Origin of the sequence: Agreia sp. Leaf335 (genome assembly GCF_001423605.1) — a bacterium.
Taxonomy (GTDB): Bacteria; Actinomycetota; Actinomycetes; order Actinomycetales; family Microbacteriaceae; genus Agreia.
In genome coordinates this window covers 318,626-340,690 of record NZ_LMOQ01000002.1, presented here as the reverse complement: position 1 = coordinate 340,690, position 22,065 = coordinate 318,626, and the positions used below count along the sequence as shown (strand labels likewise).

Below are 22,065 nucleotides of genomic sequence, written 5' to 3'. Positions count from 1 at the left end.
AGGCTGGGCCCGATGAACAACGCCGTGCCCCTCCCTCTCAACCTGCCCGAACTCCGCGTCGAAGCGTCTGGGGGGTCTCTGGTCCGCCGCACGATCCTCCCGTCCGGCGTGCGTATCCTCACGGAGAAGATGCCCGGTGCACAGAGTGCGACCGTCGGGTACTGGGTCGCCGTCGGTTCTCGTGACGAACTCGGCAGCGTGCTCGCCACGGCGGCCGCGCCGGCTCTTCCCTCGCGCTACGGATCCACGCACTTTCTCGAGCACCTGCTGTTCAAAGGAACACCGACGAGATCGGCCCTCGATATCGCGGTGGCATTCGATGCCGTGGGCGGCGAGCACAACGCCGCGACGAGCAAGGAATACACCTGTTACTACGCCAAGGTCCGCGACAAAGACCTGCCGATGGCGGTCGACGTGATCGCCGACATGCTCACATCATCGTTGATCGAGCGCGGCGAGTTCGAGACCGAGCGCGGCGTGATCCTCGAAGAGCTCGCCGAGGCATCCGACGACCCGTCCGACGTCGCGGGGGAGCGGTTCTTCGAAGCGGTGCTCGGCGACCATCCGCTCGGACGCCCTGTAGGTGGCAGCGCCGACACTATTCGCGAGGTCACGCGTGACGCCGTGTGGCAGCACTACCTCGAGAACTATCGCCCCCAGGATCTCGTGATCACCGCGGCCGGTGCGGTCGACCACGACGAACTCGTCGCGCGGGTCACTGCAGCGCTGACCGCCGCGGGCTGGAATCTGGAACGCTCGGCCGAACCCGTCGCGCGACGAGAATCCGCCGGAGTCCAGATCCACCGCGGCGCACCTCTGGTCGTGGTGCAGCGTCCGAACGAGCAGGCGAGTCTGATCGTCGGAACCTCCGGGTTCACGGCTGGCGACGAACGCCGCTCCGCGCTCAGCGTGCTGGGATCGGTGTTCGGCGGCGGAATGTCGTCGAGACTGTTCCAGGAGATCCGCGAGAAGCGGGGTCTGGCATACTCCGTGTACTCGTTCGCTCCGTCGTACTCCGATGCCGGTCTCTTCGGTATGAACGCCGGATGCACTCCGGCTCGGGTGGGCGACGTCGCAGAACTGATGATCGAGCAGCTCCAGCTCCTCGCCCACGACGGCATCACCGACGAGGAGCTGCGGCGTGCACACGGCCAGCTGTCGGGCTCCGCAGCCCTGGCTCTCGAAGACTCCGACACCCGGATGTCGCGGCTCGGGCGCGCCGAGATCACCCAAGGCGAGTTCGTCGATCTCGACGAGGCACTGCGGCGTCTCGACCGAGTCACGCCACGGGATGTGCAGGAGCTCGCTCGCGACATCGCATCCCGGCCGTTCTCCATCTCTGCCGTCGGCGCCATCTCGGAGAACGCTTTCGACCGTCTCGGCCCGACTCTGACGGGAGCGAGCTCATGACCCGCACGCTGTATCTCGTTCGACATGGCGAACAGCAGGACGCCGAGTACGGCATGGACGACGGCCCGCTGTCTCCGCGCGGTCAGCGCCAGGCGCGACTGATTGCGGAGCGCCTCGGCGGTGTGCCGTTCACGAACGTGTGGCACTCGCCCCTGCAGCGTGCAGAGGATACGGCCACCATCATGGCAGCGCATCTGCCGGCGCTGCAGCCAGAGCCGACGGCGCTGCTCTTCGACTGCGTTCCCACCGGCTACTCGCCCCAGATGCCGCACTCGTTCCAGCCGTTCTTCAACTCGGTGACGATCGAACAGGTCGACGCCGGCAGGGCGCAGATGGCCGACGCGGTCGCCGAGTTCCTGTCGCCGACCCGCGAGGCCACGAACGACCTCTTGATCACGCACAACTTCGTCATCGGCTGGCTCGTGAGAGAGGCGATGGGCGCGCCGGATTGGCGATGGGTGGGCGTGAATCAGGCCAATTGCGGCCTCACCATCATCACGGTGAAGGCCGGACGCCTGCCCGAGCTCGTCACGCACAACGACCTGGGACACCTGCCGGTCGAGCTGCGCACGGGTCTGCCCGAAGCGCAGCCGTACTGACCTCGAGCTCCTCTATCCGAGCCGGAACGATCTAAGCGGATAGCCTCAGGTCTTTCCGGTACCAGACGGTGGCATTCGGATTCTCGTTGTACGCGTCGACGGGAAGGTACGACCGCGAGGCGTAAAGGCGCGCAGCCCCGGTGAGGGTGTGGTGCGTGTCGAGCACCATGAGATCAGCACCGAATTCCCGTGCGCGCGACTCCAGCTCGTCCATCATCGCGGTGGCCAGACCCTTGCCACGACTGTTGGGAGCGAGCCAGAGGTGCTTCACCTCGAACCGCACTCGACCCGCCTCGTCACGCGGGATGCGACGAATACCGCCGCAGCCCACGGGCTCGTCATCGTCGTCGACGGCCACAAGAAAGGCGCCATCCGGCGCGACGAACGCGGTCGGGTCGGGATGGCTGATCGTGTACGTCCCCTGTGTCGGAGGGAACTCGCTGGCGCGCCAAGTGAAGTAGTCGATCAGCAGTCTGTGGGCCGCCGGCGAATCCGTTCGGGCCTCGCGCATATCCATGGCTCAAGGCTAAGGGAGACACCGACGTTGGTAGATTGGAGCCATGACTACGAAGGTCGCCGTCGTCGGCGCATCCGGCCGCATGGGGCAGCTCTTCTCACGAATCGTCGACGAGACCGAGGGGTTCGAGATCTTCGCGCGGATCGGATCGTCGGGGGATCTGTCCGAGATGATCGGGGCCGACCTCGTTGTCGATGTCACGGTACCCGCCGTGTCTCATTCGATCGTCGATTTCGCGCTCACGAACGAGATCCCCGTCCTGGTCGGTACCTCCGGATGGTCTGCCGATCGCATCCGGGCTCTGGAGCGACGCCTGGTCGACAACCCTGAACTGGGCGCCGTGATCATTCCGAACTTCTCCGTCGGATCGGTGCTCGCGAGTTCGTTCGCGGCGATGGCCGCGCGCTTCTACGACTCGATCGAGATCGTCGAGGCACACCACGCCACCAAGATCGACTCTCCCTCGGGAACCTCGGTGAGAACGGCCGAGTTGATCGCCGCGGCCCGCGGCCCACTCGGCCCGGTCTCGGCTCCGCACACCGACCAGCGCGCCCGAGGCCAGCAGGTCGCGAGCGTTCCGATCCACAGTCTGCGCCTGCAGGGGGTCGTGGCGAAACAAGACGTCATTCTCGGCGGCGTCGGCGAGGTGCTCACCATCAGCCACGAGACGCTCTCACCGAGCGCCTACGAGGCGGGCATCGTGATCGCCCTCCGCGCAGCAACGCAGGCCAGGGGTGTCATCGTCGGGCTCGACAAGCTCGTCGACCTCAACCCCGACGCGGGCGAGCGATGAGTCGCGCCGGCGACGTCGTCGAGACAGTGGCGCCGTGAAGGGCCGCATCGCCGCCTGGTCGATGGCGGTTCTCCTGGCGCTCTATCTGATTCTCGTGGTCGACCGCTCGGTACGCCTGGTTGCGACGGGGGAGCCCGTCGCCATCGGGCTGGGAATCGCGCTCATCGTTCTTCCGCTGATCGCCGCCTGGGCGCTGATGCGCGAGCTTCTCTTCGGCATCCGCACCGAACGCCTGGTCAAAGATCTCGAGGCCGACCAGTCGCTGCCCGAAGACAGCCTCCCCAAGAGGCCAAGCGGTCGGCCCGACAGGGCAGCTGCAGACGCCGAGTTCGACCGATACAGAGCCGAGGTCGACGCCGCCCCCGAGAGCTGGCGCGCCTGGTTCAGGCTCGGCCTCGCCTACGATGCCAGCGGCGACCGGCGCCGCGCGCGCGCCGCGCTACGCCGTGCCATCGCGCTGAACCGGCAGGCGATCTGAGCAGGTCTCAGCGAGCCATACGGTGCGGCGCCGACAGTGCGGCGCTCAGGCCGTCGTCGACGTTCTGATCGCGGAAAGCGAAGCCGTCTGCGACGAGCAGCTGCGATGAGACGTTCTGATCTGACAGCAGCAGCTCCTTGCCCGCGTCGGCCAGGGCTGCCTTGATTGCCCAACTCGGTGCGGGAAGCCAGAACGGGCGGTTGAGCGAGCGGGCGAGAGTCTCCGTGAGTTCCGTGGCGCTCACAGGGCGAGGGGCCGCCAAGTTCACGGGACCGGAGAGCGACGAGTTCAGAGCGAGGTGTGCGATCGCGGCAGCCTCGTCGCGCAGGCTGATCCACGGCCAGACCTGTTTGCCCGACCCGAGGGGACCGGCTACCCCGAGACGCGCCAGGATCTCCAGAGGCTTCAGCGCCCCGCCGTTGCCGAGCACGAGGCCAGTCCTGGCCATGACCACCCGCGTGTTGGGCGACGCCTTGGCGGCGGCACGTTCCCACGCGTCGACGACCTTCGCCAGAAAGCCGTCGCCCTGGGCAGATGTCTCGGTCAGGATCTCGCCCGGCCGATCTCCGTAGTAGCCGACAGCAGAGCCGTTCACCAACGTCACTGGGGGAGACGAGGACTTCGCGATCGCTGCTGTGATGGTGCTCGTCGCCTGAATGCGCGACGAGAGGATCTGCTTTTTGTACGGCAGGGTCCAGGGCAGCCGAGAGATGGATGCGCCGGACAGGTTCACGATGACATCGGCTGCGTCGACCGTGGCGACATTCAGCCACGACACCTCCGGATCCCACTGCCGTTCCTTCGGGTGGTGCGTCGGCCGCCGAACGAGCCGGATCACCAGGTGACCTGCAGCCTCGAGCTGGCGGGTCAATTCGGTGCCGATCATGCCGGAGGCGCCGGCGATGACGATGGTCTGCTGTTCAGGCATTCGGCCTCTCCCTTTTGTTTCAGCCTAACCGCACCGGATGGTCAGTCCCAGAAGTCATCGTCGCCACCGGCAAACGGTGCTACCGTTGCACCATGCTGTTCGGTCTGCTCCTTCTTAGCTGCCGCGACGAGTCCTAGTCTCAGGCCTTCCTCGTCGCGGAGTTCGTCATTGGCTGACAATCCGAAGACATTTGAGGAACAAGACCGTGAAGAACAATCAAACTGCATCGGCCATGCCGATCCACAAGTACCGTCCCTTCCACGAGCAGATCGTCGTCGATCTGCCCGACCGAACCTGGCCGGACAAGCGCATCACCGAGGCACCGCGATGGTGCGCGGTCGATCTGCGCGACGGCAATCAGGCTCTCATCGATCCGATGAGTCCCGAGCGCAAACGCGTGATGTTCGACCTGCTGGTGCGCATGGGCTACAAGGAGATCGAGGTCGGGTTTCCTAGCGCCAGCCAGACCGACTTCGACTTCGTGCGCAGCCTCATCGACGAAGACGCGATTCCCGAAGACGTCACCATCCAGGTGCTGACTCAGGCGCGTGAGCACCTCATCGCCCGCACCTACGAGTCGATCGCCGGCGCGAAGCAGGCCATCGTGCACCTCTACAACTCCACGTCCATCCTGCAGCGCGACGTCGTCTTCCGCAGTGACCGGCAGGGAATCATCGACATCGCCACGGCCGGGGCTCGGCTCTGCCGCCAGTACGAGAACACGATTCCCGAGACGACCGTCTACTACGAATACTCTCCCGAGAGCTTCACCGGCACGGAGCTGGAGTTCGCGCTGGATGTCTGCAACCAGGTCATCGAGATCTTCGAGCCGACCGCAGACCGGAAGGTCATGATCAACCTGCCGGCGACCGTCGAGATGGCGACGCCGAACGTCTACGCCGACTCGATCGAGTGGATGAGCCGCCGGCTAGCCCACCGAGAGAACATCGTGCTCTCGCTGCACCCTCACAACGACCGAGGTACGGCGATCGCCGCCGCCGAGCTGGGCTACATGGCGGGCGCCGACCGTATCGAGGGATGCCTCTTCGGCAACGGAGAGCGCACCGGCAATGTCGACCTGGTCGCGCTGGGCATCAACCTGTTCACGCAGGGCATCGATCCGCAGATCGACTTCTCCGACCTCGACGAGATCCGGCGCACCGCCGAGTACTGCAACCAGCTGAAGGTGCCCGAGCGCAGCCCCTGGGCAGGCGACCTGGTCTACACCGCATTCAGCGGCTCGCATCAGGACGCCATCAAGAAGGGCTTCGAGGCCATGGCGGTCGATGCTGCCGCTCAGGGCAAGGACGTCGACGAGCTGGTCTGGGCAGTGCCGTACCTCCCCGTCGATCCCAAAGATCTGGGGCGCAGCTACGAGGCAGTCATCCGTGTCAACTCGCAGTCGGGCAAGGGCGGCGTCGCGTACCTGCTGAAGAACGATCACGCGCTCGATCTGCCGCGCAAACTGCAGATCGAATTCTCGGGCGTCGTGCAGACCAAGACCGACGCCGAGGGCGGCGAGGTCACGAGCGACCAGATCTGGGCGATCTTCCAAGACGAGTACCTGCCCGCTCCCGCGGAGCGCTCCGAAGCGAAGTGGGGCCGATTCGAACTTGCTCGCACCCGCACGGCCAGCGACATGTCGGGAAGCGTCTCTCTGCAGGTCGAGCTGCGCATCGGCGAAGAAACCCTCGACACGGCGGCGTCGGGGAACGGACCCATCGCCGCGTTCCTCAACGTCCTGAGCGAGCAGGGTGTGGAGGTCAAGCTCTACGACTACGTCGAGCACGCCCTCAGCGCGTCGGGCGATGCCCTGGCCGCCGCCTATGTCGAACTGCAGGTCAACGGCTCGAGGCTGTGGGGCGTCGGCATCGACGCCGACATCTCGACGGCGTCTCTGAAGGCCGTCGTCAGCGCCGTGAACCGCGCCATCCGGGTCTCTGATTCTGATCGCGAGCTCGCCGCGGTCTGATCGCGAACGGGGCCGATCGTCAGCGCTGCCCCGGCTTCGCCGTTCGGCGGAGCCGGGGCCAGCGTGGACGCAGAGCCGCGCGCGAGATCCTGGGCATCCTGCGGATGGCGCGTTGCTCGGGCAGGCTCCATCCGTAGCGCACGGCCAGCAGGCGCACCACCGTCGTGACGATGACGCAGATCACGGCGGCGACGGTGATGTCCATGCCTCCGGCCCAGAATGCGACGAGGACCGCCGAGCCTGCTCCCGCAGCGACAGCGTAGAGCGACCCGACGTGCATCAGCGCGATCGGCATCGCGAGAAGAACATCCCGAACGACCGAGCCGCCGACCGCGGAGACGACTCCCACGAAGATCGAGGGGATCACGGGCAGACCCAGCGAGAGCGCTTTGGTGGTTCCGATGGCGCCGAAGAGGCCGATGGTCAGCGCATCGAGAATGGTGATCACGGTGTCGAGCCGCTCGAAGAGGCGCACCAGCAGCATGCCGAAGAGTGCGGAGAGGACGGCGACGCTCAGGTACCAGTTCGTGTGCAGGGCGACGAGCGGCACCACGAGGAAGATGTCGCGAAGAAGCCCGCCCCCGAGGCCCGTCGCCACGCCGATGATGGCGACGCCGAGCAGATCCAGCCGGCGATCCCGGAACTGCGAGGCGAACATCGCGCCCTGCAGACTACCGATGCCCACGGCCAGCAAATCCGACCAGAGGGGGATGGAGAAGGCCACGGCATCAGACACCTTCAAGGTGTACCACGACCGCGCGTGCGCCGGGCAATCCCCTGACCGAGGGTCGATAATGGATCGTGCCTGTTTACCGTGACGACTGCGTCGTGCTGCGAACCCACAAGCTGGGCGAGGCAGACCGTATCGTCACCATGCTCACTCGACAGCACGGCAAGGTGCGGGCCGTGGCCCGCGGGGTCCGTCGCACGGGCTCGAAATTCGGTGCCCGGCTCGAGCCGTTCATGGTCGCCGACGTTCAGTTCTACGAGGGCCGGTCGCTCGATACGGTCACCCAGGCCGAGACGATCTCCTCTTACGGCGCAGCCATCACCGCCGACTACGCGAGCTACACCGCGGCCAGCGCCATGGTCGAGACGGCCGACAAGCTGAGCGAGGCCGAAGCCGGACTCCCGCAGTACCTCCTGCTGGTCGGCGCACTCCGTTCTCTGTCACGCGGCGAACACGGCGCCAGCCTCACCCTCGATTCCTATCTCTTGCGCGCCCTCTCGATGGCAGGATGGGCGCCGAGCTTCCACGACTGCGCCGTGACCGGCGAGCCCGGGCCGCACTCCGCATTCGTCGTGCAACTCGGAGGTGTCGTCAGCGACTCCGTCGCCCCTCCGGGAACCGTGCGCCTCGACGAGCAGACGATCGGTCTGCTCAGCGCGTTGCTGACCGGGGACTGGGCTCGGGCCGATGCCGCCGATCAGGCATCGCGCTCCAAAGCGAGCGGAGTCGTCTCGGCCTACACGCAGTGGCATCTGGAGCGCGGCCTGCGCTCTCTCGAGCACGTCGACCGCTCGGCCCAGAAACGACGCCAGGAGGCCGTGTCATGACCAGATCCCGCGCATCGGACGTTCCCGAGTTCCGACCCCTCGATTGGACGGGCGTGTACCCGCCCGAGATCCCACGGGCGCAGGTGCCCGGCCACGTCGCCGTGGTGATGGATGGCAACGGGCGCTGGGCCAACTCCCGCGGTCTGACCCGGGTGGAGGGACACCGCGCCGGCGAGGCGGCACTGCTCGACGTGGTCGCCGGCGCCATCCAGATCGGCGTCAAGCATCTGAGCGTCTACGCATTCTCGACCGAGAACTGGAAGCGCTCACCCGATGAGGTGCGATTCCTCATGGGCTTCAATCGCGAGGTACTGCATCGCCGCCGCGATCAGCTCGATGAGTGGGGCGTGCGCATCCGCTGGGCCGGTCGCAAGCCGAGACTATGGGCGAGCGTCATCAAGGATCTGCAGCTCGCAGAGCAGATGACCGCGACCAACAGCACGATGACGTTGAGCATGTGCGTCAATTACGGCGGTCGCAACGAGATCGTGGATGCGGTCACCGCCATCGCCGAAGACGTGCGCGCCGGCCGTCTGAAGCCCTCGGGCATCAGCGAGAAGACGATCCAGAAGCACCTCTACCTGCCCGATCTGCCCGATGTCGACCTGTTCGTGCGCAGCTCGGGCGAGCAGCGCACCAGCAACTTCCAGCTGTGGCAGTCCGCCTACGCCGAGATGGTCTTCCTCGACACCCTCTGGCCGGACTTCACGCGGGTCGATCTGTGGCAGGCCATCGAGCACTACACGGGTCGGTCGCGCCGCTTCGGCGGAGCCGTCGACTCGCCGAGCGCGCCCGCCCTCTAAGCTTCGGCTATGTCGGATCTCACCCCTGTCGATTCCCACCCCGCCGCACAATCAGAACCTCCGCTGGTCGTCATCGGAGAGATCGCTGTCACCAGCAGCTGGTTGGTCACTCCTGCCGGGACTGTTCCGCTCGTCGGCACCGAGTTCTTCGTCTCCGATTTCACCCGAGTGGAACAGAAGACACCGACCTGGGCGATCGTCTTGGCGATCGTGGGCTTCTTCTTCGTGTTCATCCTGAGTCTTCTCTTCCTGCTGGCCCGCGAATCCCGTATGACGGGATTCGTGCAGGTGACCGCTCGCAACGGTCAGCTGCAGTACCAGAGCAACGTGCCGGTATTCAGCACGGCGACAGCGCCGGATGTCTTCGGCCGCGTCGAGTACGCACGCCACGTCGTGTCGCTGGCCCGCTAGCGGTCGGCCGGCGGTGGCTATCAGGCGTCGCGGGGCTTCAGTTCGTCGGTGATGTCCGCGATCGTCGCGCCGTAGGAATCCAGAAGCTGGTCTGCGTCGACGAAAGCCGACAGGCCGTGCTCGCCGGCGCCGAGGGCGATCCGTCGGCCGACGATGCGCTCGTCGGCGAACACGGGCCAGGCCGTCGTGCTCCCCAGCGGCGTGATCGTGCCGCGCTCGTAACCCGTGGCATCTCGGGCGACGTCTTGGTGCGGCATCGACAGCTTGTTCACGTTCACGAGGGCTCTCAGCTTCGCCCAGCTGATCTGCCGGTCTCCGGGAACCAGGGCGAACACGAAATCTCCGTCGTGCCGTTTCACGACGAGGGTCTTCACGATCCCCGCCGGATCGAGGCCGAGCCCCGCCGCGGCCTCTTCGAGGCTGCTGGCCGGCGGGCGTTCGACGATCTCCACAAGGATTCCGCGGCGAGCCGCATCGTCGATCACCCGGTCGCGCCCTGAAGTCGTCATGAACGGAGTCAACCACAGGGCCGGGCGAAATCTTCCGGGCCGGCGACCGACCTTTCGGGAATAGCCGACCACGGGCATCCGTTCGACCCACCGTGACCGATCTTCAGACCCCCGCTGCCCCCGCGTCCATCAAAGTCGATGTCTGGAGTGACATCGCGTGCCCCTGGTGCTACATCGGCAAGCGCAAGCTCGAGGCCGGAGTCGAGGCGTTCGCGACGCAGCCCGGTACCCCTGCGGTCGAGATCGAGTACCACAGCTTCGAGCTCTCGCCCGATACGCCCGTCGACTTCGACGGCGACGAGGTCGAGTTCCTCTCCCAGCACAAGGGCATTCCGGCCGAACAGGCCAGGCAGATGCTCACTCGCGTCGTGGGCATCGCCGAAGACGTCGGGCTGCACTACGACTACGACGCCCTGCAGCACGCCAACACGGTGAAGGCGCACGAGCTCATCCACTACGCGAAGTCGAAGGGTCTCCAGCTGCAGGCCAAGGAGAGACTCCTGAAGGCCTACTTCGAAGAGGGCCGCAACGTCGGCCGCGTAGACGACCTGGCCGACCTCGCCGCAGAGATCGGACTCGATCGAGACGACGTCGTGCGATCGCTCGAATCGGGGGAGTACCTGGCCGCCGTCCGCGCCGATCAGCGTCAGGCTCAGGAGTACGGAATCCAGGGCGTGCCCTTCTTCGTGATCGATGGCAAGTACGGTGTGTCGGGCGCACAGGACGCGACCACCTTCGTCGAGGTGTTCGGTCAGGTGGCGCACGAGCGCGACGGCTCCGCAGAATCGGTGCAGGCATGACGTCGGCCGCCGAAGCCGGCGACTCGACCGAGGCCACGACGACGTCGACGCTGGCCACGCCGGATGCGCCAGGTCTGCGCATGGTCGGCGCATCCGGCGCGGTGTGCGTCGACGGCGTCTGCGTCATCGACCCGACCTGAGCCCTCGTCCACAGTCGTCACCGCGCCTGACCCCGCCCCCTCAAATGTCTGGGAGAATCGACGAGTCATGAATTCCTCCCTCGCACCGGCCGATACGGCCGTCACTCCGGCTTCCGCCCTCCGCATCGGGCCGATAGAGCTCGACGTACCCGTCGTGCTCGCGCCGATGGCCGGCATCACCAACACCGCGTACCGACGGCTCTGCCGCGAGTACGGCGCAGGGCTCTACGTCAGTGAGATGATCACGAGCCGCGCGCTCGTCGAGCGCACCCCCGAGTCCATGCGACTCATCCGCCATCACCCGTCCGAGACGCTGCGCTCCATCCAGCTCTACGGCGTCGACCCTGCTACGATGCGCCAGGCCGTCACCATGCTGGTGGAGGAGAATCTCGCCGACCACATCGACATGAACTTCGGATGCCCGGTGGCGAAGGTGACCCGCAAGGGCGGCGGCTCCGCCCTGCCCTGGAAGCTGGGGCTCTTCCGGCAGATCGTCGAAGAGGCAGTAGACGCAGCCGGCGACATTCCGGTCACGGTCAAGATGCGCAAAGGCATCGACGACGATCACCTCACGTACCTCGAGGCGGCCAAGGCCGCGGAGGGCGCGGGCGTGAAATCCATCGCGCTGCACGCGCGCACGGCAGCAGACTTCTACTCGGGCCAGGCCGACTGGTCGGCGATCACGAAGCTCAAAGAGACGATCACGAGCATCCCGGTGCTCGGCAACGGCGACATCTGGTCGGCCGACGACGCCATCCGCATGGTCGACGAGACCGGATGCGACGGCGTCGTCGTCGGGCGAGGGTGCCTCGGTCGTCCCTGGCTCTTCGGCGATCTCGCCGACGCGTTCCGGGTTCGCAGCGGCCGCCTCGACGCATCCGTCGCTCGTGAGTCGCGCGCCGCGCCGACGCTCGGAGAGGTGGCCGGGGCGATCCGTCGGCACACCGAGCTGCTCTCGGAGTTCTTCGAAGACGAAGACCGTGCCTGCCGCGATATCCGCAAGCACGTCGCCTGGTACTTCAAGGGGTATCCGGTGGGCCACGAGGTTCGCGCGAGCCTCAGCATGGTGAAATCGCTCGCAGAGATGGACGCCGTTCTCGCGACGCTCGACGGCTCGCTGCCCTACCCGGGCATCGACGCAGAGGGTCCGCGAGGTCGGGCGGGTTCACCGAAACGGCCGTCGCTGCCCGACAAGTGGCTCGATTCCCGCGAACTCGATCTGCCCGAGCGCGCCGAACTGGCGAGCGCCGAACTGCACCACAGCGGTGGATAGAGCCATGCCGACCACCTCCGACATCGCCACCGCGCCGGCCGTTCTCCCCGCGGGGTACGAACCGCGCGACAGCGAACGCATCGTCGCCGAGCAGCACTCGTCGCGCCGCAGCGATTTCGCGCGCGACCGCGCACGCATCCTGCATTCGAGCGCCTTCCGCCGACTCGCCGCGAAGACGCAGGTGCTCTCGCCGGCCGACCTCGACTTCGCCCGCAACCGCCTCACGCATTCGCTCGAGGTGGCCCAGGTGGGTCGCGAGCTCGCCACGAGTCTCGGGCTCGACCCCGACGTGGTCGACACGGCGTGTCTCGCCCACGACCTGGGGCATCCGCCCTTCGGCCACAACGGCGAGCGCGCCCTCGCAGAGTGGGCAGCCGACATCGGCGGCTTCGAGGGCAATGCGCAGAGCCTGCGCATTCTCACGCGACTCGAGCCGAAAGTCATCTACGCCGACGGCACGAGCGCCGGACTCAACCTCACCCGGGCCAGCCTCGACGCGAGCTGCAAATACCCGTGGACGATCGACGACGCGATCGGCGACCCCAGCGGTCGCGCGAAGTACGGTGTGTATCCCGAAGACGATGCCGCCTTCCGGTGGCTTCGCCAGGGTGCACCCGCGGGCCAGAAGTGCATCGAGGCCCAGGTCATGGACCTCTCCGACGACATCGCCTACTCGGTGCACGACTTCGAAGACGCCGTGCTGACCGGGTACATCGACGTGGGTGCCCTGGGCGCGCGGGCCGATCACGACGATCTGGTGTCGGCGATCTCGTCGTGGGTGGGCGACGACTTCAGCCGCGACGAATTGACCGCCGCCTTCGACGAGCTCACCTCCCTTGAGATCTGGCTCGACGGCTGGGACGGATCTCGGCTGGCCCAGGGTCGATTGAAGAATCTCACCAGCCAGCTGATCGGCAGGTTCGCCGGCCGATCGACGGCCGCTACCCGTGAGGCATACCCCGCAGAGGCACTCGCCCGTTTCGGCGGACGCGTCGTCGTTCCCCGGCCAGTGGAGGCGCAGATCGCGGTGCTGAAAGGCATCGTCGCCGCCTACGTGATGGCCAGCGACTCCCGCCAGCCGCTCTACGTCGAACAGCGCGGCATCCTGACCTCCCTCGCTACCGAGCTCTTCCGTCTCGGCGAGGGTGCGCTCGAGGTGGCGTTCGCGGCCGACTGGCGCGAAGCATCCGATGACGCGGCGCGCAAGCGCGTCGTGGTCGATCAGGTGGCCAGCCTCACCGATCAGTCGGCGATCGCCTGGAGCAGGGGACTGCTGGGCTGATGGCTGGACTGATTCTGAGGCGCGACATCGACGAGGTCAGGTCGCGCATCAATCTGGGCGACGTCGTGGGAGAGTACGTCACGCTGAAGAGTGCCGGCGTGGGATCGATGAAGGGGCTCTGCCCGTTCCACGACGAACGCAGCCCGAGCTTCCACGTTCGCCCACAGGTGGGGTACTACCACTGCTTCGGTTGCGGCGAAGGCGGTGACGTCTTCACCTTTCTGCAGAAGATGGATCACGTCTCGTTCAGCGAGGCCGTCGAGCGCATGGCCGCGCGCATCGGATTCGAGCTGCACTACGAAGACGGGGGAGCCCCGTCTGACTACTCCAGCCGGGCACGACTCCTGGCGGCCAACGACGCTGCCAGGGAGTTCTTCATCGAGCAGCTCATGACGCCCGAGGCAGAGGTCGGCAGGCGGTTCCTCGGCGAGCGGGGCTTCGACGCGTCGGCGGCGCAGCGCTTCGGTGTCGGCTTCGCACCCAAAGGTTGGGACATCCTCGGCAAGCACCTCCGCTCCAAGGGGTTCACGTCCGACGAGCTCACGGCGGCGGGCCTCACCAGCACGGGCGAGAAGGGCAGCTACGACAGGTTTCGCGGGCGGCTCATCTGGCCGATCCGCGATCAGACGGGTCAGACAGTCGGCTTCGGTGCGCGGCGCCTGCTCGACGACGACAAGGGCCCCAAGTACCTGAACACGCCAGAGACGCTCGTGTATCACAAGTCGCAGGTGCTCTACGGGCTCGACCTGGCCAAGCGCGACATCGCTCGGAGCCACCAGGTCGTGATCGTCGAGGGGTACACCGACGTGATGGCCTGCCACCTCGCCGGGGTCACGACCGCGGTCGCCACCTGCGGCACCTCGTTCGGTGTCGACCACATCAAGGTCATGCGCCGCGTGCTCTCCGACGATACGGCAGGGCTCGGCGAGGTCATCTTCACGTTCGACCCGGATGCCGCCGGCCAGAAAGCCGTGCTGCGTGCCTTCAGCGAGGAGCACCGCTTCGCCGCGCAGACCTACGTGGCCGTGGCCCCCGACGGGCTCGATCCCTGCGACCTGCGGCTCGGTCGAGGAGACGACGCGGTGCGTCGTCTCGTCACGGGCAAAAAGCCGATGTTCGAGTTCGTGATCAAGCAGCGCCTCTCGACCTTCGACCTCAACACGGTCGAGGGCCGCGTCGCCGCGCTGCGGGCAGCGGCTCCGGTCGTCGCCGACATCCGAGATCCCTCCATCCGACCCGGATACGCTCGCGAGCTCGCGCGTCTGCTCGGCATGGACCTCGGCGAGGTGGGGCGGGCAGTGGACGCCGCGGGAAGGTCGAGCGAGCACGCCGCGTCGCGACAGCTCGAGTCGCCGCGGTTGGCCCCGGCCGCCGAGGGCGGGCCGGCATCCATCACCTCCCTCGAGGTCGCGCCGCCCGTGGCCATCTCCCTGACCAGTCTGCCGAGCACAACGGCAACCCGACTCGAGCGCGACGCGTTGATGGCGATGCTGCAGTTCCCGAACAGCGTCGGCAAAGACCTGCTGGCGCGCGGAACGGCGGTGGCGTTCAGCAACGGAGCATTGGCCGCAGTACGCGACGCCGTGGCCATGAGACTCAACTCCTTCGACAAGCCCGAGTGGGCATCGATCATCCAGGAGACCGTCCCCGATCCCGTGAAGACGCTCGTCGCGCAGCTCGCCGTCGCGCCCGTGCCCGAACGCCCCGAACGCGAACTCGACGTGTACCTGCAACAGGTGGTGCTCTCGCTCATCGAACGCGATCTGGTGCGTCGCAAAGAGGAGTTGCTCGGGCAGTTCCAGCGCACCGATGCGACCGCCCAGCCCGAAGAGCACCGTTCGCTGCAGCGTCAGCTCATGCAGGTCGAAGCCGACAGGCGAGCACTGCGCGAATAGCCGACGATGGCAGCCAAGCGCTCCTGCGAGGCAGGAACCGGCTTGTTTCGATCCGGTAAACATGTTCCTCACCGCTCCCTGTCAGCTTGGTGACAGTTCGTCCGCTGCGGTATGACTGGGGTACAGCAATCACGGTATGCCCCGATAAGGGGGTGCACCTGTGTCTGAAACATCACTCCAGAGAGGTAGACGGATATGAGATCCGCATCCACACGCACGGCTCGAGTCGTCGCGTCGCTCGCCGGAACAGCAGCGGTGGCCCTCGTGCTCGCCGGGTGCTCCGGCGGCTCGAACGGCGGCAGCACGGGCGGCAGCGCCATCACCATCGGTACCACCGACAAGGTCACGGTGCTCGATCCGGCCGGGTCGTACGACAACGGCTCCTTCGCCGTCATGAACCAGGTGTTCCCCTTCCTGATGAACACGCCCTACGGCACCCCGGATGTCAAGCCGGACATCGCGGAGTCGGCGGAGTTCACCGCGCCCACCGAGTACACCGTCAAGCTGAAGCCCGGACTGAAGTTCGCCAACGGCAACGACCTCACCTCCTCTGACGTGAAGTTCTCGTTCGATCGCCAGCTTGCCATCAACGATGAGAACGGCCCTGCGTCGCTCCTGTACAACCTCGACTCGGTCGCGGCACCCGACGACACCACGGTCGTCTTCACCCTCAAGTCGGCCGACGACCAGGTCTTCCCGCAGATCCTGTCGAGCCCCGCCGGTCCCATCGTCGACGAAGACGTCTTCTCGGCCACGGAGCTCACCAGTGACGAGGACATCGTCAAGGGCAAGGCATTCGCCGGCCAGTACGAAATCGCCAGCTACGACTTCAACAACTTGATCTCGTACAAGGCGTTCGCGGGCTACGACGGCGTTCTGGGCAAGGCGAAGACCGACCAGGTCAACGTCAAGTACTACGCCGACTCGTCGAACCTCAAGCTCGACATCCAGGAGGGCAACATCGATGTGGCCTTCCGTAGCCTCTCCGCGACCGACATCGACGACCTGAAGGGCAACGACAAGGTCAAGGTCGTCGACGGACCCGGCGGCGAGATCCGCTACATCGTCTTCAACTTCGACACGCAGCCGTTCGGGGCCAAGACGCCCGAGGCCGACCCGGCCAAGGCCCTGGCTGTGCGCCAGGCCGTGGCCGACCTCATCGACCGCGATGAGATCGCCGACCAGGTCTACAAGGGCACGTACACTCCGCTCTACTCCTACGTTCCCGCAGGTCTGACGGGCGCGACCGAGTCGCTCAAGGCACCCTACGGCGACGGAAACGGTGGCCCGGATGCCGATAAGGCCAAGTCCACTCTCGCCGCCGCGGGCATCACCGGCCCGGTCGAGCTGTCGCTGCAGTACAGCAACGACCACTACGGCCCCTCCTCGGGCGACGAGTACGCGCTCATCAAGGATCAGCTCGAGTCGACCGGTCTCTTCACGGTCAACCTCGAGACGACCGAATGGGTGCAGTACTCGAAGGACCGCACGACCGACGTGTACCCGTCGTACCAACTCGGCTGGTTCCCGGACTACTCCGACGCCGACAACTACCTGACGCCGTTCTTCCTGACCGAGAACTTCCTGGCCAACCACTACGACAACCCGGCCGTCAACGACCTGATCCTCAAGCAGGCCGTCACGACCGACCCCGCGGAGCGCACGGCCCTGATCGAACAGATCCAGGATGCCGTCGCTGCGGACCTCTCGACGGTTCCGTACCTGCAGGGCGCCCAGGTGGCGGTCACCGGAACGACCGTCGAGGGAACGAAGGACACGCTCGACGCGTCGTTCAAGTTCCGCTACGGAGCCCTGACCAAGGGCTGATCGGCCACAGGCTAGAGTCTGTCTAGCATTGTGGCTCAGGGGCGAGGCGCGCAGGCGCCTCGCCCCTGAGTCACGTCACCCGTCGTTTTTACCGAAGGACATCGCACGTGACTGCAGAACTCAGCTCTCCGGATCCGGCATCCGCCGCACCCCCGGCCGTACTCCGGCGAAGCTCGTCGTCGGGTGGGGGAGGCCTCGGCCGCTACATCCTCGTGCGCTTCCTGCTCATCATCCCGACGGTGTTCATCCTCGTCACCCTCGTCTTCCTGCTCATGCGCACGACCGGAGACCCGATCACGGCCGCCCTGGGCGGCAAGCTGACCGGTCCCCAGCTGCAGGAGCGCATCCATGAAGCGGGCTACGACCGCCCGCTCATCGTGCAATACCTCGAGTACCTCGGCAACATCTTCACCGGCAACTTCGGCAATACCCTCAGCGACAACCGCCCCGTCACCCAGGTGCTGCTGACCTATGGCGGCGCGACGCTCGAACTCGCGTTCTACGCGTTGATCGTGGCGTTCATCGTCGGAATCCCGCTCGGCATGGTCGCCGCCTCGTTCCGCGACCGCGCGCCCGACGCGTTCCTGCGTATCTTCGCGATCCTCTGCTACGCGACCCCGGTCTTCTTCGCGGGTCTCCTGCTCAAGCTCGTGTTCGCCGTCTGGTTCCAGATCCTCCCGGTCGCGGGGCGCGCCTCCACCGGCGCCGAGCTGCAGATGCAGTTCCTGCAGTCGAAGACGGGCATCTATCTCATCGACGCGATCCAGACGGGCAACCCCGATGTGATCGGCGATGTGCTCTCGCACGCTGTGCTTCCCGGGGTCGCTCTCGGCCTTCTCACCGCGGGCGTGTTCCTGAGGCTCGTGCGCACCAACCTCATCGGCACCCTCGGAACCGACTACGTCGACTCCGCTCGGTCGCGCGGAGTCACGGAATTCCGGCTGGTGCGCAAGCACGCGTATCGCCCCGCTCTCATTCCGATCATCACCGTCATCGGCCTGCAGATCGCACTGCTGCTCGGCGGCGCGGTGTTGACCGAGACGACATTCGAATGGAAGGGGCTCGGCTTCCAGCTGGCCCAATACCTCCAGGCACGTGACTTCGTCGCCGTGCAGGGCATCGTCGCCCTCCTGGCCGTGATCGTCGCCGTCACCAACTTCATCGTGGACATCATCGCCGCGCTGATCGACCCGAGAGTCAGGTACTAGTCGTGACGACCACAACCACTCGTCCCCGCCCGCGTCGCAGTCTCTCGTCGCGCATCCCGCTGTTCGCCGAGGTGCGCTCCAGCATCGGCCTGCAGCGCGGCATGCTGATCGCGGGCGTCGTCATCACGGGCGTCTTCGTGATCACCGCGGTGCTTGCCCCGCTGCTCGCGCCCTATGGGTTCGCCCAACTGCGTGCCGACGGCACCCCGTTCGGCGCCCAGCAGGCACCGAACGCCGAGCATCTGCTGGGCACGACGGTCGGCGGCTACGACGTACTCTCCCGGGTGATTTGGGGTGCCCAGACCGCGATCCTCACGATCGTCGTCTCGGTCATCCTCTCGATCTTCGCCGGCATCTTCCTCGGACTCGTGTCCGGCTACATCGGAGGCTGGCTCGACCGGGTACTGGTCGTCGTCTGCGACGCCATCTACGCCTTCCCCTCGCTCCTGCTCGCCATCGTCATGTCGATCGTGATCTCGGGCGGTCAGAGCAACCTCTTCGGAGGCATCCTGGCGGCGTCGATCTCGATCACCGTCGTCTTCATTCCGCAGTATTTCCGCGTGATCAGGGCCGAGACGGTGCGCATCAAGAGCGAGGCCTACGTCGAGTCCGCCAAGGTGATCGGTACGCGCGCGCCGCGCATCATCTTCCGTCATGTGCTGCGCAACGCCACCCGCTCGCTTCCTCTTCTCCTGACCCTCAACTCGTCGGAGGCCCTCCTGACACTCGCCGGCCTCGGCTTCCTCGGCTTCGGTATCGAGCCCACGGCCGCCGCCGAATGGGGCTACGACCTCAACAAGTCCCTCTCCGACGTCACGAGCGGAATCTGGTGGACCTCCCTATTCCCCGGTCTCGCCATCGTGCTCGCCGTATTGGGCATCACCCTTCTCGGCGAGAGCCTGAACGACCTCGCCGACCCGCGCCTCCGCGGACGCCGCGCGGCGCTCGACACCGGCGCGCCGGCTCCGGACAACGGAGCGGCACCGCACGGTGCAGCAGCGACCGGCCAGGCGGTGGTCGCCGACGACAGAGCGACAACGAACGACGAGGAGCGCGTCTCATGAGTGCAGTCCCCAGCGAGCCGTCCGTCGACCAGTCGGACATCGTCTCCATCGTCGATCTGCGCGTGACCTTTGCCACCGACGGCGGTGCTGTACGCGCCGTCGACGGTGTGTCGATCGCCGTTCGCCCGAGAGAGATCGTCGCGATCGTGGGCGAGAGCGGCAGCGGCAAGAGCGTGACCGCGAAGTCGATCCTCGGCCTCGTGCCGGCGACGGCAACCTCGTCGGGGTCGATCCTCCTACGCAGCCGCGACCGCAGCCGCACCACCGACATCGTCGGAGCCAACTCCGGCACTCTGCGCGGTCTCCGCGGCGAAGACGTCGCGATGGTGTTCCAGGAACCGTCGACCGCCCTCAACCCCGTCTACACCGTCGGCTGGCAGATCGCCGAAGGCATCCGAGCGCACGGTTCCGTGTCGCGCGCCGATGCCAAGAAGCAGGCCATCGACATCCTGCGTCGGGTAGGCATCCCCGACCCCGAGACCCGGGTCAACTACTACCCGCACCAGTTCTCGGGCGGCCAGAAGCAGCGTGTGGTCATCGCCATGGCTCTGGTTCTGAATCCGGGCCTCATCGTCGCCGACGAGCCCACGACAGCGCTCGACGTGACCGTGCAGGCGGAGATCCTCGATCTGCTGCGCCGCCTGCGCGACGAGTTCGACACCGCGATCGTGCTGATCACGCACAACATGGGCGTGGTCGCCGACCTCGCCGATCGAGTCGTCGTGATGTATCAGGGCAAGGTCGTCGAAGAAGCTGATTCGCGCACCCTGTTCGCCTCACCCCAGGCCGACTACACGAAGCAACTTCTCGCCGCTGTTCCGCACATCGGGCAAGGAGAGGCCCGTGCTGCCGTCCGAACTCAGGAGCGTCTGGATCGGGCGTCCTCGAGCACGCCCGTGGTGGCCGCTCGCGACCTGGTCATCGAGTACCCCGGGCGCCTCGGCCGCGGTGGTTTCCGTGCCGTGAACGGCGTCTCCTTCGAGATCAGAGAGGGAGAAGTCCTGGGTCTCGTGGGGGAGTCGGGGTCGGGAAAGACCACGATCGGCCGCGCGATCGCCGGCCTCTCGAAGGTCACAGGAGGTTCGCTCAACGTGCTCGGACGCGAGATGCTCGGCATCAAGGAACGCTCCTTCCGTAGTGCCCGGGTCGACATCGGCTTCGTGTTCCAAGACCCGGCGTCGAGCTTCAATCCTCTGCTCACCATCGCGGAGTGCGTGGCCGAGCCGTTGGTCGTGCACGGTCGGGCGGCAGACACCCGCGACGCTCGCGCGCAGGTCGACGAGTTGCTCGAGGCCGTGCAGTTGCCCAGCGCATTCGGCGATCGGTACCCGCACGAGCTCAGCGGTGGTCAGAGGCAACGAGCGAGCCTGGCACGGTCGATCGCGTTGCGTCCGAAGCTGCTGATCGCCGACGAGCCCACCAGCGCTCTCGACGTCTCGGTGCAGGCCCGGGTACTCGAGCTCTTCACCGAGTTGCAGAGGGAGTTCGGATTCGCGTCGCTCTTCATCAGTCACGACCTCGCGGTCGTCGACATGCTCGCCGACCGCATAGCGGTGCTCTACAAGGGTGAACTCGTCGAGGAGGGAACGGGCGCCGAGGTGCTGGGCTCTCCGCGTCACCCCTACACGCAGAGGCTTCTGGCGTCGCTTCCCGTTCCGGATCCGGTCGAACAGCAGACGAGGCGCGAGGCGCTCCACCGACTTCAGGCGGTCGACGGCTAGGGTCGGTATCCATGAGCGAACGGATAATGACGGCGTCTGACGTCACGATCGAATATCCGGCACACAGCGTCAGCTCCGCGCACACCGCGGTCAAGGGCTTCACGCTGAATGTCGACCCGGGCGAGATCATCGGCCTGGTGGGATCGAGTGGGTCAGGCAAGTCGACGATCGCCTCGGTGATCTCCGGCTCGGCCGCGTTGGCGCCGTCTCGAGACGGTGCGCCTCGCATCGTCGGCGGGGCCCTCTCCGTGCTCGGCTACGACCTCAAACGCACCCGGGGGCGCAAACTCAGCAGACTCACGTTCGGCATCGGCCATCTCGCGCAGGATGCCGGGTCTACCTTGACCTCGAACATGACGGTCGCCGAGATCATCGCCGAGCCGCTCTTTCTGCGCGACAAGCACTTCGATGCCAACGACGCCGGGCTTCGCGCGGCGACGCTCCTCGACAGCCTGCTGCTGCCCGTCGGAATGCTCAACATGCTGCCGCACGAGCTCTCCAGCGGACAGCGACAGCGAGTGGCGGTCGCCCGGGCCCTGGTCATGGATCCGGTGTTCCTGGTCGCCGACGAGCCGACCGCAGGCATCGACGTCTCCGTTCGCGGACAGGTGGTCGATGTCATCGCCTCGCTCCAGCGCGACCGTGGGGCCAGCGCCATCATCATCAGCCACGACCTCGATGTACTTCGTCGCTCGGTGGACCGCATCGCCGTGCTCCACGAGGGCATGGTCGTGGGGCTCGGCACGATCGACGAGGTGCTCGAGGATCCTCACCACCCCTACGTACAGGGGCTCGCCCGCACCGTCTCCGGCGACCAACGGTGACCGCCGGATAACACCGCGAGATGCTCACCCTGGCCTTTCGCCGCCGCCGCCCTC

At 66.4% G+C, this 22,065-nt stretch carries 22 protein-coding genes; 18 read left to right on the top strand and 4 right to left on the bottom strand.

Annotated elements, in window-relative coordinates; all coding sequences use genetic code 11:
* The first annotated feature begins 12 nt into the window (after positions 1–12).
* Together ASF79_RS07675 and ASF79_RS07670 are read left to right on the top strand one after the other, a co-directional pair.
* The gene (locus ASF79_RS07675; protein ID WP_055853539.1) at positions 13–1,410 is read left to right on the top strand and encodes a M16 family metallopeptidase; all 1,398 of its coding nucleotides are present in this window, start codon (positions 13–15) and stop codon (positions 1,408–1,410) included.
* Positions 1,407–2,009 carry a histidine phosphatase family protein gene (locus ASF79_RS07670; protein WP_055853538.1) on the top strand — a complete coding sequence of 201 codons (603 nt, stop codon included), beginning with the start codon at positions 1,407–1,409 and terminating at the stop codon, positions 2,007–2,009. The genes ASF79_RS07675 and ASF79_RS07670 overlap by 4 nt, the downstream gene beginning before the upstream one ends.
* A gap of 31 nt (positions 2,010–2,040) precedes the next feature.
* On the opposite strand, the gene ASF79_RS07665 is transcribed toward ASF79_RS07670, so the two are convergent.
* Positions 2,041–2,526, bottom strand: a complete 486-nt coding sequence (locus tag ASF79_RS07665) for a GNAT family N-acetyltransferase (RefSeq protein WP_055853536.1) — start codon at positions 2,524–2,526, stop codon at positions 2,041–2,043.
* 43 nt (positions 2,527–2,569) lie between these two features.
* On the opposite strand from ASF79_RS07665, the gene dapB reads away from it, so the two are divergent.
* Together dapB and ASF79_RS07655 are read left to right on the top strand one after the other, a co-directional pair.
* Positions 2,570–3,319, top strand: coding sequence for a 4-hydroxy-tetrahydrodipicolinate reductase (gene dapB / locus ASF79_RS07660; RefSeq protein WP_055853534.1), 750 nt, complete (start codon positions 2,570–2,572; stop codon positions 3,317–3,319).
* Between the two features lie 61 nt (positions 3,320–3,380).
* The gene (locus tag ASF79_RS07655; RefSeq protein WP_055854581.1) at positions 3,381–3,797 is read left to right on the top strand and encodes a tetratricopeptide repeat protein; all 417 of its coding nucleotides are present in this window, start codon (positions 3,381–3,383) and stop codon (positions 3,795–3,797) included.
* A 7-nt stretch (positions 3,798–3,804) separates the two neighbouring features.
* Here ASF79_RS07655 and ASF79_RS07650 read toward each other — a convergent pair whose 3' ends face one another.
* Positions 3,805–4,725, bottom strand: coding sequence for a TIGR01777 family oxidoreductase (locus ASF79_RS07650; protein WP_055853532.1), 921 nt, complete (start codon positions 4,723–4,725; stop codon positions 3,805–3,807).
* A 205-nt stretch (positions 4,726–4,930) separates the two neighbouring features.
* Here ASF79_RS07650 and leuA point away from each other — a divergent pair, with 205 nt between their 5' ends.
* Positions 4,931–6,697, top strand: a complete 1,767-nt coding sequence (gene leuA / locus ASF79_RS07645) for a 2-isopropylmalate synthase (protein ID WP_055853531.1) — start codon at positions 4,931–4,933, stop codon at positions 6,695–6,697.
* A 19-nt stretch (positions 6,698–6,716) separates the two neighbouring features.
* Here leuA and ASF79_RS07640 read toward each other — a convergent pair whose 3' ends face one another.
* Positions 6,717–7,421, bottom strand: coding sequence for a trimeric intracellular cation channel family protein (locus ASF79_RS07640; protein ID WP_235480615.1), 705 nt, complete (start codon positions 7,419–7,421; stop codon positions 6,717–6,719).
* Between the two features lie 77 nt (positions 7,422–7,498).
* Here ASF79_RS07640 and recO point away from each other — a divergent pair, with 77 nt between their 5' ends.
* From recO to ASF79_RS07625, 3 genes are read left to right on the top strand one after another with little or no spacing between them, the layout of a single operon-like run.
* Positions 7,499–8,254 (top strand): DNA repair protein RecO, encoded by a 756-nt coding sequence (gene recO / locus ASF79_RS07635; RefSeq protein WP_055781024.1) that lies wholly within the window; start codon positions 7,499–7,501, stop codon positions 8,252–8,254.
* Positions 8,251–9,057, top strand: coding sequence for an isoprenyl transferase (locus tag ASF79_RS07630; protein WP_055853529.1), 807 nt, complete (start codon positions 8,251–8,253; stop codon positions 9,055–9,057). Before recO ends, ASF79_RS07630 begins: the two co-directional genes overlap by 4 nt.
* Positions 9,058–9,066: 9 nt before the next feature.
* Positions 9,067–9,468: a hypothetical protein gene (locus ASF79_RS07625; RefSeq protein WP_055781029.1), complete on the top strand. Its 402-nt coding sequence runs from the start codon at positions 9,067–9,069 to the stop codon at positions 9,466–9,468.
* 20 nt (positions 9,469–9,488) lie between these two features.
* Here the strand turns inward: ASF79_RS07625 and ASF79_RS07620 are convergent, their stop codons facing one another.
* Entirely contained in the window at positions 9,489–9,977 is a 489-nt protein-coding gene (locus tag ASF79_RS07620; RefSeq protein WP_055854576.1) for an aminoacyl-tRNA deacylase, read from the bottom strand.
* A 92-nt stretch (positions 9,978–10,069) separates the two neighbouring features.
* Between ASF79_RS07620 and ASF79_RS07615 the strand changes: the two genes are divergently transcribed.
* The 10 genes from ASF79_RS07615 to ASF79_RS07575 all read left to right on the top strand — a co-directional run bounded on the left by ASF79_RS07615 (position 10,070) and on the right by ASF79_RS07575 (position 22,011).
* Positions 10,070–10,777, top strand: a complete 708-nt coding sequence (locus ASF79_RS07615) for a DsbA family oxidoreductase (RefSeq protein WP_082495753.1) — start codon at positions 10,070–10,072, stop codon at positions 10,775–10,777.
* Entirely contained in the window at positions 10,774–10,917 is a 144-nt protein-coding gene (locus ASF79_RS17310; protein ID WP_156366182.1) for a hypothetical protein, read from the top strand. The genes ASF79_RS07615 and ASF79_RS17310 overlap by 4 nt, the downstream gene beginning before the upstream one ends.
* A 67-nt stretch (positions 10,918–10,984) precedes the next feature.
* Positions 10,985–12,190: a tRNA dihydrouridine synthase DusB gene (gene dusB / locus ASF79_RS07610; RefSeq protein ID WP_055853527.1), complete on the top strand. Its 1,206-nt coding sequence runs from the start codon at positions 10,985–10,987 to the stop codon at positions 12,188–12,190.
* 4 nt (positions 12,191–12,194) lie between these two features.
* Positions 12,195–13,472: a deoxyguanosinetriphosphate triphosphohydrolase gene (locus ASF79_RS07605; RefSeq protein ID WP_055853526.1), complete on the top strand. Its 1,278-nt coding sequence runs from the start codon at positions 12,195–12,197 to the stop codon at positions 13,470–13,472.
* The gene (gene dnaG / locus ASF79_RS07600; RefSeq protein ID WP_055853524.1) at positions 13,472–15,367 is read left to right on the top strand and encodes a DNA primase; all 1,896 of its coding nucleotides are present in this window, start codon (positions 13,472–13,474) and stop codon (positions 15,365–15,367) included. Before ASF79_RS07605 ends, dnaG begins: the two co-directional genes overlap by 1 nt.
* A gap of 195 nt (positions 15,368–15,562) precedes the next feature.
* Positions 15,563–17,194, top strand: coding sequence for an ABC transporter substrate-binding protein (locus tag ASF79_RS07595; RefSeq protein ID WP_055853522.1), 1,632 nt, complete (start codon positions 15,563–15,565; stop codon positions 17,192–17,194).
* Positions 17,195–17,301: 107 nt separating this feature from the next.
* Positions 17,302–18,402, top strand: coding sequence for an ABC transporter permease (locus ASF79_RS07590; RefSeq protein ID WP_055781047.1), 1,101 nt, complete (start codon positions 17,302–17,304; stop codon positions 18,400–18,402).
* Between the two features lie 2 nt (positions 18,403–18,404).
* The gene (locus tag ASF79_RS07585; protein ID WP_055853519.1) at positions 18,405–19,466 is read left to right on the top strand and encodes an ABC transporter permease; all 1,062 of its coding nucleotides are present in this window, start codon (positions 18,405–18,407) and stop codon (positions 19,464–19,466) included.
* The gene (locus ASF79_RS07580) at positions 19,463–21,187 is read left to right on the top strand and encodes a dipeptide ABC transporter ATP-binding protein (RefSeq protein WP_055853517.1); all 1,725 of its coding nucleotides are present in this window, start codon (positions 19,463–19,465) and stop codon (positions 21,185–21,187) included. Before ASF79_RS07585 ends, ASF79_RS07580 begins: the two co-directional genes overlap by 4 nt.
* A gap of 11 nt (positions 21,188–21,198) precedes the next feature.
* A complete protein-coding gene (locus ASF79_RS07575; protein ID WP_082466269.1) occupies positions 21,199–22,011 on the top strand; it encodes an ATP-binding cassette domain-containing protein in 813 nt (270 codons plus the stop codon).
* Positions 22,012–22,065 lie beyond the last annotated feature (54 nt).